Here is a 19,530-nt window from a genome sequence, read left to right as displayed (position 1 = left end):
TTATTACACTAAATTCCAGCTATTTAGCTTTATTACTGCATTTTTTCGACTAATTTTCTTTAATTATGTTTTGAAGTTTATAAATTATTCCTACCTTTGCAACGGCAAGTCCTAAACAACCAGCTCCTGAGAATCCTCCAGGGTGGGAACACAGCAAAGGTAATTGGTCGTAGCGGTGTGATTTAGGTAGCTTGCCATTTTTTTTTGGTTTAAGTTGAAGCAAGGTAATTGGAAAATTATCTTTTTTTGTTTCTATACTTTTCAACATTTCCATTCTAATTTCCAGATTACCTTTCATTTTTATTAAAATTCAAACTCCTCGCCCAGTTTAGGAAGAACAAGTTCTACATTTTTATCTGCAAAATGCTTCAATGCGCTTTCATGGTTGATCTCAATGGCAGGGAATGTATCGAAATGGCATCCGATCACTTTTGGAGTCTTCAGTAATTCTGCAGCTGCAAAAGATGCCTTTCTTGGACACATCGTGTAGTGACTTCCGATGGGAAGGATAGATAAGTCAATATTCCCGAAAAGTCTCGGGAACAGCTCCATATCAGCCATTACGCCAGTATCTCCGGCCATGTATATGTTCTTACCTTCAGGAAGTCTGAAAATATACCCTACAGGAACGCCTCCATAGCTTCCATCCGGGAACGAGCTTGTATGATGAGCCGGTACCATGGAAATCTTAAGATCGTCGATTTTTGCCGATCCTCCTAAGTTCACATCATCTTTGTTTTTTGCAGATTTAAAATAAGCACAAATCTCAGGCACGCCAATAACCGTTGCTTCCGGGTGAAACTGCAGCACTTCTTCCACATCAGCAATATGATCGCCGTGAGCATGGGTAAGTAAGATATAATCGATCTTCTGAGCCAATATATCGAAGCCAGATTCTGCCTTTTTGTAATTGTAAAAAGGATCACTTAAAATTGTTTTGTCTTTGTATGTAAACAAAAAACAGTTTTGTCCTAAAAATTGTATTTTCATTTTAATTGATTTATTAATTAATTTTTAAACATTTAAACACAAATAGCTCAAATATTTTTCACGAATAACACTATAAAACATTAGTAAAAATTTGTGTAAACATTGGTGTTATTTGTGTTTTATTTAAACGCAAAGATGCTAAGATTTTCAATAAACTAAATGTTTTTTAAATTCGCAAAGGCGTTAACACTCAGCAAAGATTTATGTCAGATTATTTCTGTGGAAATTTATCCTCAATCAATCTTAAATTAATTCCATGTTCAAGATATGCCTTACAGCCATCTAAAACAGTTGTAAAGCCTCCCGTATTATCATTAATTACTTTTAAAAGATCTTCACCCGTCTGGCTGAATCCATAGGATTTAATCACTACAAGAGTTCCTTTCTCCATTTTTTTGAATTCATAATCTACCTGCACCGCCGGGTTTCCCCACTCTGTTTTTATCAGCTGGTTTGGAACAATCTGGTGAATTTTTACATCAGATTTTACACCGTACATTTCCCACTCCCAGGTAATGGTTTTGTCTTCCTCTAATTTTCCTGTAGATTTTGTAAACCAGAAATTAGTGGTTATTTCAGGGTTGATAAATGCTTCAAAAACATCTTCAACCGGTTTCCTGATAAGCATTTGAGCTTCGACGTAGGTATCTGAACTCATATATATTGTGATTTTATTTAAAAAAATTAAGTCCAACTGCTGTAAGAACCGCCATGGTAAAGGTAAGGATACCCACCTGTTTCAAGAATGGATCCAAGTCTTTAGGCTCTTTTACAGACATAATTTTCCTTCTGAGCTTAGCAAATGGGATTAATAAGATCATTACAATGAAAACGTAATAGTTTTGAGACTGTATGAAACCATTTAATCCTAAAAATATAAGAATTAAGACCAAAGGAAGCTGTAACAGGACCATTTCGTAAATCATTGCATTTTTGAAGCCAATCCTCAATGCAAAGCTGTTTTTCCCAGACAGTCTGTCGCTTTCTATATCTCTCATATTATTGAGGTTAAGAACTGCCATACTCATCATTCCTATTGCTGTTCCAGGCAATAGCATATCCCAGCTGAAAGTTTTTGTGAACAGAAAATAGCTTCCGCAAACTGAAACCAATCCAAAAAATATAAATACGAAAAGGTCTCCCAATCCCATATATCCGTAAGGTTTTTTTCCAACTGTATAGCCAATTGCCGCCAAAATACAGGCTACTCCCAATCCTATGAAAATATAGAATTCATTCATATAATTAGGGATGAAAGCGATGTATAAGAGTGCAATTGTGGCAACAAAGGATAATGCAGAAAAAAGGATCACCGCATTTTTCATTTGCTTTGCCGTAATTTTTCCTGAAGCTACGGCTCTGGATTCTGCCTCATTTATTCTTTTGGCATCTGTTCCTTTTACGCCATCCCCGTAGTCATTAGCATAATTTGATAAAATCTGGTATAAAAGGGTTACCAGAATCGCCAGAGCAAAAATTTTCCAGTCCCATAGCCCCCCTTCTCCGTAAAGTCTCCATTTTGCAATGAAGGCTCCCATTATAATTCCGCTTAAGGAAAGCGGTAAAGTTCTTAGCCTTGCGGCTTTTATCCAATCCGACATAAATATTTAGATGTTAGATAGTAGAAGTTAGAAGCTAGATTTAAAACCATATAAGTTTACTATCTAATTTCTAACCTCTAACTTCTTATTTTAAGATATCCACTGATTTTCTCCGAAGTCTGGTTTTCTTTTTTCAAGGAATGCATTTCTTCCTTCCTGAGCTTCTTCCGTCATATAAGCCAAACGGGTTGCTTCTCCTGCAAATACCTGCTGACCGACCATTCCGTCATCCGTCAGATTCATTGCGAATTTCAGCATTCTGATGGAAGTCGGGGATTTTGCCAATATTTCCTGAGCCCACTCGTAGGCTGTATCTTCTAATTCTGCATGTGGAATTACGGCATTCACCATTCCCATGTCCAAAGCTTCCTGAGCGGAATAGTTCCTTCCTAAAAAGAATATTTCACGGGCTTTTTTCTGGCCCACCATTTTCGCCAGGTAAGCAGATCCGTATCCTCCATCAAAACTCGTCACATCAGCATCGGTCTGTTTGAAGATAGCATGTTCTTTGCTTGCCAGAGTAAGATCACATACCACATGAAGCGAATGTCCTCCTCCTACTGCCCATCCGGGAACAACAGCAATCACTACTTTCGGCATGAAACGGATCAGGCGCTGAACTTCAAGAATATTCAGGCGGTGTCTTCCATCTTCGCCTACATATCCCTGATGACCTCTTGCTTTCTGGTCGCCTCCACTACAGAAAGCCCAGCCACCGTCTTTGGCACTTGGACCTTCTCCTGAAAGCAGGACAACCCCTATTGAAGAGTCTTCATAAGCGTCATAGAAAGCATCATACAGTTCTGAAGTGGTCTTGGGTCTGAAGGCATTTCTTACTTCCGGTCTGTTGAAAGCAATTCTTGCTACCCCGTTACATTTTTTATAGGTAATATCTTCGTATTCTTTAGCGGTTTTCCACTCAATCATCTTGTAAAAATTTTTCTCAAAGATACGGAATTACAGAGAATTTTTCAGGTGAAATTTAAGGATAATCAAGGGAAAAAAGAGAGATGCATTTTCAATTTTAAAAACAAAGAAACCGGAACATTTCTGCTCCGGCTTCATTTATAATTTAACTTAGGAATTATTATTTTGCTTTTGCTTTAAGCTCAGCTTCCTTAGCTTTCAGATCTTTAATTTTATCTGTATTTTTTGTTACGATATAGATCTCTTTCAATGCAGTAAGGGCATCAAGATTTTCCGGTGCAGCTTTGTACCATCCTTCAGCATATGGAAGTGCCTTAGCAAATCTTTCTCTTCTTGCATCGATCAGTTTAGTCGCTTCTTCAGGCTTATCCTTTCTTGTTGCATTGATCTGCTCTACAGTTTTTGAATCGTCTCCAACTACCGTATACACAAGGTTCTGATATGCATTATCAAAATCCGGCTTGATTTCAATTGCTTTTTTGAATGAAGCTACTGCATCTTCTACCGTAGCAGGATTCTTAGACTGCATTACTCCAAGATTGTACCAGTTGGTAGCATCGTTAGGATTTTTAGCCAGCTGTTCTTTAAGCGCTCCGATGAATTTTTCTGTATTCCCGGAATCATAGTAAGCTGTAGCCTGCACTTCTTTCAGTTTAGCATTATTCGGATATTTTGCCAATCCTTTTTCAATAATTACCAATGCTTCATTAGGCTTCTTTGCATTCATAAGCAAAGTCGTTAATGTTTCATACAGTTCCGGCTCAACACTTGGTGTCTGTTCTGTTTTGAAGTCTGAATAATCAGCATTCTTTTTCATAAGTTCCCAAGTAGCTTTGTCTAAATTCACTACCTGCCCGGATTTTTTCTCTTTCGCAGTATACGTTGTCTGAACTCCTGTAAAACCTGAATTGATAAGATCTGTATATATTTTGATGGATTCGTCAGTATTATTTGCCAAAGCATAGCTAAGTCCTGCATAATACATATATATCTTATCATCCTGGCCGTTGGTCTTTAATAAGTTATAAACTTCTAAAAACTTAGGCGCGGCAACGGTATAATTTTTTGCACTATACGCATCCATTGCAGCTTTGTTCGCTTCCTGCAGCTTGGCATTTACATCGCCCTTCTGACCGAAAACGAAAGCAGAAGCTACGATTGCTATACCTAAAATGAGTTTCTTCATAATAACTATATTATATTAATTGTACGTTTTATTCTTCAGAATCAGAATTCTCATTTTCTCCGGCCGGGTTTTCTTTTTCAGCCTGTGGTTCTGTATTGTTTTCCTGGTTATCGGCTACAATTCCTGTTCCTTCTTCATTTTCTTCGGAGTCTTCTTCTGCTACCTCTTTATCCATTTCTACTTTTGCAATAGCTGCAATTTCGTCATTTTTCTTAAGGTTGATCATTTTTACTCCCTGGGTATTTCTTCCCATTACTCTCATTTCATCCATATTCATTCTGATGGCAACACCGGACTTATTGATGATCATCAATCCGTCTTCGTCTGTCACATTCTGAATAGCAATCAGATTTCCTGTCTTTTCAGTAATGTTCAGGGTAATAACTCCTTTTCCTCCTCTATTTGTGATTCTGTAGTCTTCTACAGCAGTTCTTTTACCATATCCTTTTTCGGAAACTACAAGAACTGTTTCTTTTTCCACATCATTCACAACAATCATACCAATTGCCTCATCATCATTATCCATAGTGATACCGCGTACTCCGATGGATCCTCTACCTACTTCTCTTACTTTTTCTTCAGGGAAACGGATACATTTACCATTTTTGGTCGCAATCATGATCTGAGAGTTTCCGTTGGTCAGGTATGCACCCAATAACTGGTCATTATCTCTGATTTCGATGGCATTAACCCCGTTAACTCTAGGTCTTGAGTATGCTTCAAGGGATGTTTTCTTAATGGTTCCATTCTTGGTCACCATCACTACGCTCATCTGGTTTACATATTCAGCGTCTTTCAGGTTATTGGTTCTGATATATGCTTTGATCTTATCGTCCTGCTCAATGTTGATCAGGTTTTGTACCGCTCTTCCTTTGGATGTTTTTGAACCTTCAGGAATTTCAAATACTCTTAGCCAGTAACATCTTCCTTTTTCTGTGAAGAACAGCATATACTGGTGATTGGTCGCAGAAACAATATATTCAAGGAAATCTTCATCCCTTGTAGTGGCTGCCCTGTTGCCTACACCACCTCTGCTCTGAATTTTGTATTCGGAAAGTGAGGTTCTCTTAACATATCCTGCGTGTGAAATGGTAAGAACTACCGCTTCGTTCGGGATAATATCTTCGATAGACATTTCTCCTCCTGAATAGTCGATTGCAGTTCTTCTTTCGTCCCCGTATTTTTCTTTGATCTCAAGTAATTCTTCTTTGATGATCTCAAATCTTCTAGGCTCATTTGCCAAGATATCTTCCAAGTTCATGATCTCTTTCATGATCGCTTCATATTCGTCACGGATCTTGTCAAGTTCCATTCCTGTAAGACGTGCCAGTCTAAGATCAAGAATAGCCTGAGCCTGAATATCAGAAAGTTCAAATGCTTCGATCAAGCCTTCTTTTGCAGCCTGAGGGTTAGCACTGTGACGGATAATAGAAATGGCTCTGTCTAAGGAATCCTGAGAACCAATTACTTTCATGAATCCTTCCAGGATGTGAGCTCTTTCTTTAGCTTTTTTAAGCTCATATTGAGTTCTTCTCACAATCACTTCGTGTCTGTGCTCTACGAAATGGTGGATGATATCCTTTAAATTCAGCTGTTCCGGTCTTCCTTTAACCAATGCAATATTGTTAACACTGAAAGAAGTCTGAAGTGCTGTATATTTATATAGTAAGTTTAAGACAACATTAGGGATAGCATCATTTTTCAGTTCATAAACGACACGCAGACCGTTTCTGTCTGATTCGTCTCTGATCTCATGAATCCCTACAATTTTATCATCTTTTACAAGTTCAGCTGTTCTTGCGATCATATCAGCCTTGTTCACCTGGTAAGGAACTTCGGTAACGATAATAGCATTTCTGTTTCCGATCTCTTCGAAATTTACTTTTGCTCTCAGCACTACTCTTCCTCTTCCTGTATGGAAAGCATCCCTTACTCCATCGTAACCATATATAATACCTCCTGTAGGGAAATCCGGTGCAGTGATGTGCTGCATTAATTCATCGATTGTGATTTCCCTGTTATCGATATAAGCACAGATTGCATCAATGGATTCTGAAAGGTTATGCGGCGCCATATTGGTTGCCATACCTACTGCAATCCCGGAAGTACCATTAACTAAAAGGTTAGGAACTTTTGTAGGCAGCACCGTAGGCTCCTGCATACTGTCGTCAAAGTTATTCTGAAAATCAACAGTTTCTTTGTCCAAGTCTGAAAGAACCTCATCAGAGATCTTTTTCAGTCTAGCTTCGGTATAACGCATTGCTGCAGGCGGGTCTCCATCCATTGAACCGAAGTTACCCTGCCCATCAACCTGGGGATAGCGCAAGCTCCATTCCTGAGCCATTCTCACCATTGCATCATATACTGAGGAGTCTCCGTGCGGGTGATATTTACCCAAAACATCCCCAACGATTCTTGCAGATTTTAAATATTTTCTATTAGAAAAAACCCCTAATCCATACATACCGTAAAGTACTCTTCTATGAACGGGTTTCAGGCCGTCTCTTACGTCCGGCAACGCTCTTGAAACGATAACCGACATCGAATAATCGATATAAGACGATTTCATTTCATCAACAATGTTGATAGGAATCAGTCTTTCTCCTTCTTTTTGCATAAACAAATTTATTATAATGACAGTCAGACCTTTAGCTGTGCGTCTGAAAATTATTTATTTCCAATTTTTATTAACGGGCTAATTTACGAAATTTTTACCGATTTTTGCACTAGAATTTATCCACAAAATCTTAAAAATTCATAAAATATGAGCTTATTGAGTATAACTTTCCACTGTACGAAAAACAATATCGAAGAATGGGAAAATTATATTGATGAAACACTGGTGCTGATGGCGGAAAACCTTATGGATGTCAATAAATATATTCTTTCTGAAGTACACAGCGATTATATTGAGGAAGGTAAGAATTATAATCTGCTTCTGATGTTTGATAATGATGATCTCAGAGAGGATTTTATCAAAAGTGAAATGCTGAACATTTCGGAAAGAATTGAGAAAAAATTCGGAACGGAAGTAATGATCTTCAATACATTCCTGAATCCTAAAAAATCAAGATTTTAAATACAAATCAAAAGCCCTGAAAAATCAGGGCTTTTTTTATTTTGTTAATCTCTGTGTCGTTTGTGTCCTTTGTTTTTATGATGATGACCTTTCTTGTCATAATCATAATAATACACTCGTTTTTTCACCTGTCCCGGAGCATAGTATCGTGCACTTCCTCCATACACTTTTTTAGCCTGTCCAGGCGGGAGTCTCCTAACATGATGATCATGCACCACACATGATGTCATCATAAACATAACAGTTAATACTCCTACAATTTTCATTAAACCTTTCATATTTTCCACTTTTTCAAATTTCAACAGGGAGATAACAAGGTTAGTGCCAAAGTACACCGGAGCGTTTTTTGAGTTGGAGGCCGGGGATTTGAGAATCAATATTTTTTTGAGCAAAAGTGATTTATTTCATTACAACTGAAAGATTTAAAAAATTGTCCAGCGTTCTATATATTTATTCTATAGTATCACTTCGCTTTTCGAACAGTACAACATCTTTCCACTGCTCATTAAGTTTCCCGATCTTTTTTCTGACACCAACTGTTCTGAATCCGTTTTTCTGGTGAAATCTTATGGAAGCTTCGTTCTCGGAAAAAATGCTGGCCTGAAGCGTCCAGAAACCATGGCTTTCGCTGTCAAGAATCATCTTTTTCAGCAGTACCGACCCTAAACCCTTCCCCTGATAGATATTGTCAAAATAAATACTTACTTCGGCAACACCTTTATAACATTCTCTTTTGCTTACAGGCTTCAGAGCACACCATCCTATTACTTCACTGTTTTCATTTTCCAGTACCCAGCGGCAGTCGTTGTAATATTCCATATTCCAGGCTTCGGCAGTAGGAACTTCTGTTTCAAAAGTGGATACACCTCCGTCTAATCCCTGTTTATATATTTCCAGCACTCTTTTTTCATCACCGGGAAGCATTTCTCTCAATTCGTAATTCATTGTATTTAATGGTATTTTCTTTATTCTTTCTTATGATTCTTGAATAGTGCGTTTGTTTCCCTTCTTCATTTTCTAAAATTACTCCATCCCTGATCAGAATTTCAGGATCTTATTCCATACATGTTTCGAATTTATGGTTAGAGAACATAAGTCTTTTTAAAATAAAGTTGGCCACAAACAGAACAAACACTGCAACGAGACCTCCATGAAGAGAGGTATCCGGACCTAGCACCTCACTCTGAACGGTATTGGAAATAAGGAGAAGCAGAACTACCCCCCCTGCATTGAGCTGGGGAAGCTGGCTTTTACCAAAGAAGCGGATGGTGATCACCATAAAAAGGTAAACGCAAAGGGAGTGTACTATGACATCAAGAATAGGATTCACAAATCATATTTAATAATCAAATGTATTAAATTTTATAATTGGCTGTTCAAATTATTTTAAGCTTAAGAAACAATATGACAGATCAAAACCTGGCACATGATTTGACCATTGAGTTTAAAGAATAAACACATTTTATTGATGAAAAAAATCTTTTTATGCCTAGGCATTTTTCTTTTTTTGGCAGCGTGCAAAAATAATGGATCAAATAAAAATTCACCCGTAAAGACCTGTGTCATTCAAAGGATCAACGAGCTTTACAGTTTATATGGAAGCTCAAATGATGCTCTTTATAATAAACCGTTTTCCGAAAGTCTTTTTTCGCCGGAACTGAAAAGAATACTTGAAGAAGCTGTGAATACCTCCAAAGCTGATATTGAAAAAGTAAAACACAGCGATCATCCGGATGAAAAACCATTATTGTTTGAAGGAGCTGTTTTTTCAAGCTTGTATGAAGGATATGACAGTTATAAAATAAAATCCGTTGTTATCAACCCTTCGGGTACCTCAGCGGATGCGGAGGTTACTTTTGAATACACGATGTCTCAGCCTAAAGTTATATGGACCGACAAAGTGCATTTGATAAAGTCCGGCCTGGAATGGAAGATTGATAACATCAGTTTTGACAGTATTGGAAATTCGAAGGACCTGAAAGCAAGCCTGAAGGATTTTACTCGAACACAAAATAGTCATTAAACATTCCCTTAAAAATAAAAGCTGCTCTGAAGGCAGCTTTTATTTTTAAGGGCATTGAGAGATTGGAATTTCACTGCATACTACTTTATTCATCCATTCACAGTATACACAGTATTTCTTTGGCTCACCACCATAAACAGATTTTAAATCAGTTTTTGTAAGTTTTTTTAGGTTTTTCATATTGTTTTAATTTTATGTTTGACAAATTTATAACGAAATTTTCAAACGTTTATTACAGCTTAATGTTTAAAATTTTCATTATTAATAGGTCACCTGAGAAAATTTAAGCTTTTCAACAGCCATACAATAAGATTAAAATATGGTTTAAAATTTATTTTATATCTTTAAATACCAAAACATCACACTTAATCACTAAAAATATTGAAATGATCACACCAAAAGGAGCCCAGGTCGGGCAATTCGAACCAGCAAAAAAGTCACTGATATCCAATGGCCTTCTTTCCGGACAGGACGAGATGGCCAATTACAATAAGGGTGTATGCCACGATGTGGTAGCTTATGCCCTGTATATGAGAGGTGCAGCTATATCACCGGATGAACTTGTACGATTCCGTGCACAGGGATGGCTCAATAAATTCAACTATGCCGGAGGCGATAAGTGGGATGGTTATGCTATAATTCCCAAAGGAAAAGCCATCGGTTTTTACAGGCTAAGAGATAAAACGTGGTTCCATTCGGCCGTCACTACCGGAAACGGTGCGGAGATCAGATCTGTGAACGGATTTTCACTGGGTACAGCATGGTCTGTTCCTGTAGACATGAAATGGGTTCTGGGTAAAAAGAATGAAGACGGAACCTTTAACTATGACGGGACAAAAATAGAAGTGTATATATCTCCTCTATAATTGGTTTATCAATTCATCTACTTCTGATAACGTAATTACCATTATCAATTATAAAAAAAATGAATGGATGTAGGAAGATTACTGGCTGCAGCTGGAAATTATCTCTAATGAAATGCCGAATAAATAAAAAAGAATCTGTGAAAGCAGATTCTTTTTTATGTTTTTATTATATTCCCGATATTACAATCCATTAATTATTCTTTTAGTTTCAAGTTCGTCAATGATAAACTGTGCGTCACTTTCTGTAATATATTTATTTTCATAAAGCCAGTGAATTCTTGCTATTTGAGTATGGGTAGGAATCAGATTATCTACTTTATAATATTCTCTCAGGTAATATTCTTTTTTACTTTTTTTAATCTCAGCAATAAATGCATCAACCTCTTCCATTTCTTTTTTTGCGTATGAGAAAATAAGCGGTTTTGCAGCAGCAATATTTTTAGAACTTTCAGCTTTAAACTCATTGTTACACCAAGTAGTCACAATCAAAGAAGGAATCATTGCAATACCAAAAACAATCATTCCCGAAGATACGGAAAGTTGATAATTTTCATTGATAATGATAGTCAACATGATTGAATTGAACACAACAGATATAGCTATGGCTACAAGTACAAGATCTTTTGATTTTCTAAAGACACTTTCATCATCATGAATGTCTGTAAAATGAACCTTATACTCGTTCAATTCTTTTGCAAATTTAGTTCTTACAAAAACCCCATCTTCCTGGATTTCAAAATACCTCGTATTTCTTCCATCTTTTTGTGCTAAGCTGTTCATATGAATTTTTATTCCAATTCTCTCTTCAGAAACTTACCAGTCAAACTCTTCTTAGACTTCACAATCTCTTCAGGAGTTCCCTGAGCTACGATCTGGCCACCGTGTTTTCCACCTTCCGGTCCTACATCGATAATATGATCTGCCAATTTGATCACATCCATATTATGTTCAATGATGATGAATGAGTTTCCTAGCTCTACCAGCTGATTGATTGCTTCCATCAGGATCTTCACATCTTCAAAATGAAGTCCGGTTGTCGGTTCATCTAAGATATACAGTGTATTTCCGGTCTGCCTTTTCGAAAGTTCTGTAGCCAGCTTGATTCGCTGTGCCTCTCCTCCTGATAGTGTTGTAGACTGCTGTCCAAGCGTGATATACCCTAATCCTACATCCTGAAGCGTTTTTACCTTGGCAAAAATCTTAGGAATCGGCTGGAAAAAATCTACAGCTTCACCAATCGTCATATCTAAAACATCGGAAATAGATTTTCCTTTGTAACGTACTTCCAGGGTTTCTCTGTTGAAACGTTTTCCATTACAGGTTTCACAATGAACATATACATCAGGAAGAAAATTCATTTCAATAACTTTCAGTCCTCCACCCTGACAGGTTTCACATCTTCCGCCTTTTACATTGAATGAGAATCTTCCCGGCTTATAACCACGAATCTTACTCTCCGGAAGTTCAGCAAAAAGGTTTCTGATGTCTGTAAACATTCCAGTATAGGTTGCAGGATTTGACCGCGGCGTTCTTCCGATTGGTGTCTGATCTACGTCTACAATTTTATCAATATGATCAAGACCTTCAATCTTTTTGTACGGAAGAGGCTCCTGAACGGCTCTGTAAAAATGTTTATTCAGGATCGGATATAGGGTCCCATTGATCAAAGAAGATTTTCCGCTACCTGAAATTCCGGTTACCACAACCAATTTTCCTAATGGAATATCAAGGGTAACATTCTTAAGGTTATTTCCTGTAGCTCCTTTTAACAAGATATTTTTACCATTTCCGGCTCTTCTTTCTGCCGGAACTTCGATCTTTCTTTTTCCATTAATATAGTCTGCCGTAATGGTATCTGCTTTCAGCAGGTCTTCCGGTTTTCCCTGCCACAGTATTTCTCCTCCGAACTTTCCGGCTCTCGGGCCAATATCCAATACCTCATCAGCTTCCAGAATCATATCTTTATCATGTTCTACAACAATGACAGAGTTACCGATATCTCTGAGGTTCTTCAATGAATTGATCAGTCTTTCATTATCTCTCTGATGAAGCCCGATGCTTGGTTCATCCAGAATATACAGAACGTTCACAAGCTGTGACCCGATCTGCGTGGCCAGACGTATCCTCTGAGATTCTCCGCCCGAAAGGGTTTTAGAACTTCGGCTTAAGCTAAGATAATCTAAACCTACATCGAGAAGGAACTGAAGTCTTGTTTCAATTTCTTTTAAAATTTCATAGGCAATGATTTTATGTTTTTCTGAGAATTTATCTTTAATGTCGGATAACCATTCTTTTAAATCGGATAAGCTTAAGGCATTTACCTCAGCAATATTTTTTCCGTCAATTTTAAAGCTTAAACTTGCAGGCTGAAGACGGGTTCCGCCACATTCCGGGCAGGTTTCTTCAGTGGTAAAATGCCTTTCCAGCAATACTGCCTCGTAAGATTCTCTTTCTTCAATGATCTCTTCCATAAAAGTGATCAGCCCATCGAAGCTTATTTTTATCTTTTTGGTAATTCCTGCATATTTCAGGTCTTTATTAAATTCTTTATGACATCCGTTGTAAATGTAATCTAAAGCCTCTTCCGGGATATCCTTCATAGGTGTTGCCATTCCCAATCCGAAGATCTCAAGGATATTTTTGATTTGCGAAAGGATCCATTTGTTGGATTTAATGTCTTCCAGCGGCAATAGTCCACCCTGATTGATAGACAGTTTAGGGTTTTCAATAAAATAATCTGTATTGATCTTTTTGATGGTTCCCAAGCCCTTACATTCAGGGCAGCTTCCTTTCGGAGAATTGAAAGAGAATGTATTGGGTTCCGGAAGTGCCAGTGAATGTCCTGTTTCAGCATCCATCAGGTTTTTCGAGAAGTATTCAATATCTGTACCTCCCAGTTTCTGTATCCCAATGATTCCCTCACCCATTTCCATTGCGGTGCGCAGAGATTTTTCCATTCTGGCCTCGGAAGCATTTTCACCGATGATCCATCGGTCGATAACAATGTCGATATCGTGGGTTTTGTACCGATCCAGCTTTAGATCATATTCTATATCCTGCAGCTCGCCGTCAATTCTTGCCTGGCCGTAACCTTTTTTTGCCATCTGTACAAAAAGTTCATGGTAATGGCCTTTTCTGGAACGTACTACAGGCGCAAGAAGCATTATTTTTTCGCCTTTATAATTTTCCTTGATTGTTTCGAGGATCTGGTCTTCCGTATAGCTTACCAACCTCTTCCCTGTAGAAAGGGAATATGCATCGGAAACTCTCGCATATAACAGACGCAGATAATCATAAAGCTCGGTAACAGTTCCTACGGTAGATCTAGGATTTTTATTGGTTGTTTTCTGTTCAATGGCAATTACAGGAGAAAGCCCTTCTATTTTGTCTACATCCGGGCGTTCCAGTCCGCCTAAAAACTGGCGTGCATATGCCGAAAATGTTTCGATATAACGACGTTGCCCTTCGGCAAAGATGGTATCAAAAGCCAAAGAAGATTTCCCGCTGCCGGAAAGCCCGGTAATTACTACCAGCTCGTTGCGCGGAATCTTTACGTTAATATTTTTAAGGTTGTGCTCACGTGCTCCGTAAACTTCTATATATTCTGTTGATTTGCTCATAATTTGGGGTGATCCTGCCTGAAAATCACAATGTGCAAAATTACGGAATTTTATGGAATTGTATGAACCGGAAAGGTTTTATTAAGGTTTAATTTTAGTTAATTTTTAACGTTGCAAAAGTTAAAAATGAACATCCCTGTTGCTTATAGTATTTTCAGAATAGATTGGCTTTCATTTTAAGTCAAATAAAAAAGACTGATGCATTGCATCAGTCTTCTGTTATAGGTTCATACCTTTTTTATTTCACAAATGAATTGTATGAGTTTAGTACGGATTCATAGGAGGAATCAATCTGCTTGATATCGCTGTCAGAAATTTTGCCCGCGCCTTTCGCATTACGGATCAGTTTTCTGTAAGTATCCAAAAAGCTGGATGCGCTTTTATTGAAACTTTCAAACAATGATTTTTTGTAAGAATACTGTGGATCTTTCACATTGAATTCTAGCTTTGAATTGGCTTCCACTGTTTTGGCAAGCTCATCATACTTCTTCTGAACTTCCGCTTCGCTGAATTTTCCTGAATACTGCTTATCCAGCAAATCAATATTAGAATCCAGAGAATTCATAACGTTTTTGGAAGACATAATATAGTCTTTCATCGGATGATCTTTCAGAATTACTTCTTCAGCGGCATCCGTTGCAGGCTTAATTTTGGCTATGACATTTTCTCCCGATGTAAATAAAGCCTGGGCTTCGGTTTCGATATCCTTTGTAATGGCATCTGCTTTTGCTCCTTTGTCGTCTTTATAATCTTCAGAGTTCATATAGGATTTAAGCTCTTCGAACTTTTTTTCTATACTTTCCTTTTTAGCTTTATAGGTATTAAAGTCTGCCTCTATTGCCGGCTTGTCTTTTTCAAAACCCGACGGTATTTCTTTAATCTTGCTGAATGCATAATCCATAGAACCTATCACAGGCATTATCATAGCATTCCCTCCTTTTGCTTTCGCTACAGCTCCGTCAGCATACCTCAAAATACTTTCTACATGCTTGGATGTATTTTTGTAAGAATCCACAAAGTTGTTATTAAATTCAATGATAGCGGTAGCTTCGTTTGCACTGCCAAGATTCAGTACAGATTTTCCCAGTTTACTGACGTCTTTTTTACAGCTTATAACACTGACTGATGTGAGGGTCAAAGCCATGGCCAGGACGATAATCTTTCTCATATTTTATAGTTTAAGTTTAGTGTAATTTATATTTCGTCAAGATCAATATCTTCATTGCTTATTTTCACTACATATTCGATCCCGTCAATCGCTTTGGAAATAATTTGATTTCTAAGGATATTGGCCATATTTTCCCAATAGGCCCTTCCATAGAAGGAATAATTCTGCGGAATGATTTCTATTTCAACGGTTCTTACAAAGCCTTCTTTCGGGCGGTTGCTGATCATGGTTCCTCTTCTTACCCGTACTTCTTTTACCTCATCTTTCAGGACCATTCTGCAATAGTTTTTAACATCTTCCAGGGAAATGATCTTGTCTCTTGTGGTTAAGGCGTATCTGTAAGCCTGTATGCTGTCTGTTCCTTTCTGTTCCTCAGAGCCGCCTATAGTCTCTGTGAGAAGGACAACAGTCTGTGATTTCAGCTGATTAGAAAGTTCTGTTCCCGGACGCATATGATTGGCCAGTGTGCAGTGTGTGACCCAGAATGAGGCATATGTATGGTCTGTTTTTTCTACAGGCTCCATAATGACGTAATTCAGTTCCTGCCTTATATTTCTCTTTGCATTGTTCACTTTCTGAACCATCGTCTTCATTTTATCTGACATTTCACTAAGTACTCCTTTGACATTATCCCTGTTTAACAGTGAAAATGCAGCAATTTCATCTCTTGTCAGCTCCAGGACATTGGCAATCATGTCTACGGCATTTCTATTGGTGAATCGCTCCATTCCCCCTTTTCTCACCGTATACAATCCTTTTTTAAGATCATCTGCAGGAGTAAACGGAATCTCCGTGTATTTTCTTCCGTCGCCATCCTGAACCTCATCCACATACAGGAAATGTTCGCCTTCGTCTGTAACGAGAGGAATATTGTTTCCCATGATATCCAGGCTGTATTCTGTCTTCTTCCAGCCTCTGTTGTAAATAGGGAAAGCATTCATGACAAATGAAAAATTATCTAAGATCTCCGCAGAAAACTGCGGCGGGAATTCAAAAGTAAGCCACAAATAGCGTCTGTCTCCGATCTGCTTTCTGATCTCTTCTTTTTCGTTGAGAAAGTCTAAATTTTGTGGCAATACGCCAGGCTCTGAAAAGAGGCTGCTTGAAAGTCCGGTGATCTCTATAAATTTATGACGGTAAATACTTTTAATATCTTCAATAACTTTATTCCGGATCGACTGTTCTCTGAACATCTGCTCGTATCCGTCCTGCTGGCTGTTCGTAAGGTAACTCAGCCCTTCTCTTACAAATAAAGGGTTCCCATTACTGGTAACGGTTATATAAGGAAGAAGTTTGTAAACGAAATCTATATGTTCAAAAGCAGGATTGGAACAGAATACGCTGATATATTTAGGAAAATTCTCGCTGGCATATCTGCTTACATCCACTCCTATTGTGATCTTTCTATAGTCTTCAGGTTTTCCCTGGAATCTTGCTACCGGTATTTTATTCAGCCTGTCGTCTACACTATAGCAGGTATTTCCTACAAACATTATTGCCGTCTGTATTTTATTGATTCTTACGTTTCCTACGGGTGTAAAGGGAATATTAAGCTGTTTATCCGATTCTGATTTTACCGTTGATGTCATCTGCTTGCGGAAAAAGAATTCGGTATGTTCCAGCAGGACTTCCGAAGACTCGTAAGGCAACGTAAAGGCAACCGCATGGGCAGGAATCGGATGGGTATAGATAGATGGTGTCAGCAGTTTTGCCAGTTTCTCCAGGATTCTTGCATTAACCGTCTGAATTTCGTTATTAGCCTTAAAAACTTCTGTACTGAATGCATCTATCAGTAATTTTACAAAAGGATCCAGAGACTGCGGGCTTTTCAGTCCCCACACTTTGGTGGCGTTCTGAAGCATTCTTGCCTTTACAGATTCTTTGGAATATATATTTTGATCTAAGTTCATAAATTTTTCTTGTTTTAAAAAACAATTAGTCAATAGACATCGGACTTAAAAATAATTCTGTAGAAAAGCTGAAACGCTCTCCCGTTGCCTCCATTTTTGCATTGATGGCAATTCTTACTTTTTTTTTGATCTCTGTATGTTCTTTGGTGTCGTAGCTGTGCTCTACAAATTGAATGTGGGCATCAATCTGTGGGTTTACGATGCGGGGTTCATATTCCTGAATCTGCCTTCTGAGGCTTTTAATGAAAACGCTCTCCCAAACAGCACTGGTAACTCCATTATCGAATTCCAGATTCCAAACGTCGTTTCCATAATTGTCATCATATCTGTTTTCGCCTTTTTTGGTGGTGATCAGCAACATGATATTATGCGCAATGCTTTCGCCCATGTCGCAGATATCAATGCTTCCTCCTTCAGTCATTAATGTTGAAGGCACGAAAGGCATTCTGTAATTTGGTGTGTCCATAGTCAGCTTCTTATTTACATAGTCTAGTTTTCTTAAAAAGAACTACCAAAATACGCATTTTCATGAAATAAACAGGAAAAGAAATCAAAAATTTCATTGAAAAAAGGGCTTCCAAACGAATTTGGGAGCCCTGATATATTATAGAAACGGTAAATTTTTCTTTATTGATCCGGCTGCTTTTTCCTGTTAATGAAATAGTACACCGGGAGTCCAAGAAGCACCATTAAAAATCCTGGCCATGTATACTGTTGTTTGTAGATCAGGAGAAGTACACAAAATCCTGTTCCTATCAAAAGATAGATAACAGGTGTTACCGGGTAAAGCCATGTTTTATAAGGTCTTTCAAGGTCCGGCTTTTTGATTCTTAGATAAATAACCCCAAAAACCGTGATCATGTAGAACAGAACGATCACAAAAGAGATCATGTCCAGAAGATTACCATACTGTCCGCTAAGGCATAACACCGAAGCCCAGATTCCCTGCATCCATAAAGCATTTTCCGGAACTTCATTTTTATTGTTTTTCTCTGCGGATTTAAAAAACATTCCGTCTTTTGCCATCGTCTGAAATACTCTGGCTCCAGCCAGAATCAGCCCATTGTTACACCCAAATGTAGAAATCATTACAAGAACGGCAATAATGATTGTTCCTGCACTTCCGAAAATATTCTGTGATGCTGCCACTGCAACCCTGTCATTGGCTGCGAAAGCAATACTGTCCCTGTCTAAAGCATTCAGATATACATAATTGACTGCCAGATAGAGGACCATCACTGCAGAAGTTCCATAGATCATGGATTTAACAATATTTTTCTTCGGATTTTCCACTTCTCCGGAAACGAAAGTTACGCTTTCCCATGCTACCGAACTAAAAACAGATCCTACCATAGCTGCTGCAATACCTCCAAGCAAGGTCATTCCAACAATTGGCTCCCAACCTTCTTTAAGAAAATTACCGCTTATATCTTTTTTAAGGTTATTGAATGAATCAAAACCCAGACTGAAATTGTCGGCTAAATGCGAAAAATCAACCAAAATGAATCCAACAGCAATCAAGCCCAGTAAAGCAATTATTTTTGACCCTGTGAATACATTCTGAAGCAGTTTTCCGCTCTGTACACCTCTTGTATTAATATAAGTAAGTAAAAGAATAACGGCTATTGCCAGAATTTGTATCCATGTGATCTTGAATTCTCCGCTCTGGAAGAGAGGAGCTGCATCATTTAATGATGGAACGAGATAAGCTGTAAATTTACCGAAAGCCATTGCTACCGCTGCAATAGTTCCCGTCTGGATTACGGTAAACAGGCCCCAGCCATATAAAAATCCCATCTTTTTCCCAAAAATCTCTTTGAGATAGGTATATTGCCCGCCTGCTTTTGGAAACAGTGCTGAAAGCTCTCCATAGCTGATTGCGGCCGCTACAGTCATCACTCCGGTAATGACCCATACTACCACCAGCCAGAAACCGGATCCCAGGTTCCGCATCATATCGGCACTTACAATAAAAATTCCGCTTCCAATCATCGATCCCATTACCAGCATAATGGCATCCCAAAGTTTGAGTTTTTTCTGCATAGTCAAGTATAGGCATCAAATATAAACAAATCTGACATTGATTTTGGTATTTGTTTAAAATTTACTGCATCACCTGCTTTTTATCAAGTTTTTATCGAATTGTTATTCAATTTTAAT

General features: G+C 38.0%; 19 protein-coding genes and 1 other RNA gene. 4 read left to right on the top strand and 16 right to left on the bottom strand.

Annotated elements, in window-relative coordinates; translation table 11 throughout:
• The first annotated feature begins 102 nt into the window (after positions 1-102).
• An RNA gene (gene ffs, locus DRF60_RS13745) (signal recognition particle sRNA small type) lies at positions 103-200 on the top strand.
• A 103-nt stretch (positions 201-303) separates the two neighbouring features.
• On the opposite strand, the gene DRF60_RS13740 is transcribed toward ffs, so the two are convergent.
• The 6 genes from DRF60_RS13740 to gyrA form a co-directional block, all read right to left on the bottom strand.
• Positions 304-990, bottom strand: a complete 687-nt coding sequence (locus DRF60_RS13740; protein ID WP_116012593.1) for a metal-dependent hydrolase — start codon at positions 988-990, stop codon at positions 304-306.
• A gap of 211 nt (positions 991-1,201) precedes the next feature.
• Complete coding sequence (locus DRF60_RS13735; RefSeq protein ID WP_116012592.1) at positions 1,202-1,648, bottom strand: SRPBCC family protein; 447 nt, start codon at positions 1,646-1,648, stop codon at positions 1,202-1,204.
• 13 nt (positions 1,649-1,661) lie between these two features.
• Complete coding sequence (gene menA, locus DRF60_RS13730) at positions 1,662-2,591, bottom strand: 1,4-dihydroxy-2-naphthoate octaprenyltransferase (protein ID WP_116012591.1); 930 nt, start codon at positions 2,589-2,591, stop codon at positions 1,662-1,664.
• A 90-nt stretch (positions 2,592-2,681) separates the two neighbouring features.
• Complete coding sequence (locus DRF60_RS13725; RefSeq protein WP_040994924.1) at positions 2,682-3,518, bottom strand: 1,4-dihydroxy-2-naphthoyl-CoA synthase; 837 nt, start codon at positions 3,516-3,518, stop codon at positions 2,682-2,684.
• Positions 3,519-3,678: 160 nt separating this feature from the next.
• Complete coding sequence (locus tag DRF60_RS13720; RefSeq protein ID WP_116012590.1) at positions 3,679-4,704, bottom strand: tetratricopeptide repeat protein; 1,026 nt, start codon at positions 4,702-4,704, stop codon at positions 3,679-3,681.
• Positions 4,705-4,732: 28 nt separating this feature from the next.
• Entirely contained in the window at positions 4,733-7,321 is a 2,589-nt protein-coding gene (gene gyrA / locus DRF60_RS13715; RefSeq protein ID WP_116012589.1) for a DNA gyrase subunit A, read from the bottom strand.
• A gap of 147 nt (positions 7,322-7,468) precedes the next feature.
• Between gyrA and DRF60_RS13710 the strand changes: the two genes are divergently transcribed.
• The gene (locus tag DRF60_RS13710; protein ID WP_116012588.1) at positions 7,469-7,783 is read left to right on the top strand and encodes a DUF4286 family protein; all 315 of its coding nucleotides are present in this window, start codon (positions 7,469-7,471) and stop codon (positions 7,781-7,783) included.
• 44 nt (positions 7,784-7,827) lie between these two features.
• Here DRF60_RS13710 and DRF60_RS13705 read toward each other — a convergent pair whose 3' ends face one another.
• From DRF60_RS13705 to DRF60_RS13695, 3 genes are all read right to left on the bottom strand, one after another.
• Positions 7,828-8,061, bottom strand: a complete 234-nt coding sequence (locus tag DRF60_RS13705) for a hypothetical protein (RefSeq protein WP_116012670.1) — start codon at positions 8,059-8,061, stop codon at positions 7,828-7,830.
• 172 nt (positions 8,062-8,233) lie between these two features.
• A complete protein-coding gene (locus tag DRF60_RS13700; protein ID WP_116012587.1) occupies positions 8,234-8,728 on the bottom strand; it encodes a GNAT family N-acetyltransferase in 495 nt (164 codons plus the stop codon).
• Positions 8,729-8,837: 109 nt separating this feature from the next.
• Positions 8,838-9,113: a DUF421 domain-containing protein gene (locus tag DRF60_RS13695; protein ID WP_238640211.1), complete on the bottom strand. Its 276-nt coding sequence runs from the start codon at positions 9,111-9,113 to the stop codon at positions 8,838-8,840.
• A 138-nt stretch (positions 9,114-9,251) separates the two neighbouring features.
• Between DRF60_RS13695 and DRF60_RS13690 the strand changes: the two genes are divergently transcribed.
• Positions 9,252-9,806 (top strand): DUF3828 domain-containing protein, encoded by a 555-nt coding sequence (locus DRF60_RS13690; protein ID WP_116012586.1) that lies wholly within the window; start codon positions 9,252-9,254, stop codon positions 9,804-9,806.
• A 45-nt stretch (positions 9,807-9,851) separates the two neighbouring features.
• Here the strand turns inward: DRF60_RS13690 and DRF60_RS13685 are convergent, their stop codons facing one another.
• The gene (locus DRF60_RS13685; RefSeq protein ID WP_116012585.1) at positions 9,852-9,986 is read right to left on the bottom strand and encodes a bacteriocin-like protein; all 135 of its coding nucleotides are present in this window, start codon (positions 9,984-9,986) and stop codon (positions 9,852-9,854) included.
• A gap of 206 nt (positions 9,987-10,192) precedes the next feature.
• On the opposite strand from DRF60_RS13685, the gene DRF60_RS13680 reads away from it, so the two are divergent.
• Positions 10,193-10,672, top strand: a complete 480-nt coding sequence (locus DRF60_RS13680) for a hypothetical protein (protein ID WP_238640210.1) — start codon at positions 10,193-10,195, stop codon at positions 10,670-10,672.
• A 180-nt stretch (positions 10,673-10,852) separates the two neighbouring features.
• Here DRF60_RS13680 and DRF60_RS13675 read toward each other — a convergent pair whose 3' ends face one another.
• The 6 genes from DRF60_RS13675 to DRF60_RS13650 form a co-directional block, all read right to left on the bottom strand.
• Positions 10,853-11,452 carry a hypothetical protein gene (locus tag DRF60_RS13675; RefSeq protein WP_116012583.1) on the bottom strand — a complete coding sequence of 200 codons (600 nt, stop codon included), beginning with the start codon at positions 11,450-11,452 and terminating at the stop codon, positions 10,853-10,855.
• A gap of 8 nt (positions 11,453-11,460) precedes the next feature.
• The gene (uvrA, locus tag DRF60_RS13670; RefSeq protein WP_116012582.1) at positions 11,461-14,292 is read right to left on the bottom strand and encodes an excinuclease ABC subunit UvrA; all 2,832 of its coding nucleotides are present in this window, start codon (positions 14,290-14,292) and stop codon (positions 11,461-11,463) included.
• 238 nt (positions 14,293-14,530) lie between these two features.
• A complete protein-coding gene (locus DRF60_RS13665) occupies positions 14,531-15,460 on the bottom strand; it encodes a DUF3829 domain-containing protein (protein WP_116012581.1) in 930 nt (309 codons plus the stop codon).
• 26 nt (positions 15,461-15,486) lie between these two features.
• On the bottom strand, positions 15,487-17,370 hold the full coding sequence (locus tag DRF60_RS13660) for a type VI secretion system baseplate subunit TssF (protein ID WP_116012580.1): 1,884 nt from the start codon (positions 17,368-17,370) through the stop codon (positions 15,487-15,489).
• A gap of 25 nt (positions 17,371-17,395) precedes the next feature.
• Positions 17,396-17,836, bottom strand: coding sequence for a GPW/gp25 family protein (locus tag DRF60_RS13655; protein WP_111958003.1), 441 nt, complete (start codon positions 17,834-17,836; stop codon positions 17,396-17,398).
• 161 nt (positions 17,837-17,997) lie between these two features.
• Complete coding sequence (locus DRF60_RS13650) at positions 17,998-19,413, bottom strand: APC family permease (protein ID WP_116012579.1); 1,416 nt, start codon at positions 19,411-19,413, stop codon at positions 17,998-18,000.
• Positions 19,414-19,530 lie beyond the last annotated feature (117 nt).

It is taken from the genome of Chryseobacterium elymi (assembly GCF_003385495.1).
GTDB lineage: Bacteria > Bacteroidota > Bacteroidia > Flavobacteriales > Weeksellaceae > Chryseobacterium > Chryseobacterium elymi.
The sequence above is the reverse complement of the archived record's forward strand: the minus strand, read 5'-3'. Positions and strand labels throughout refer to the sequence as shown.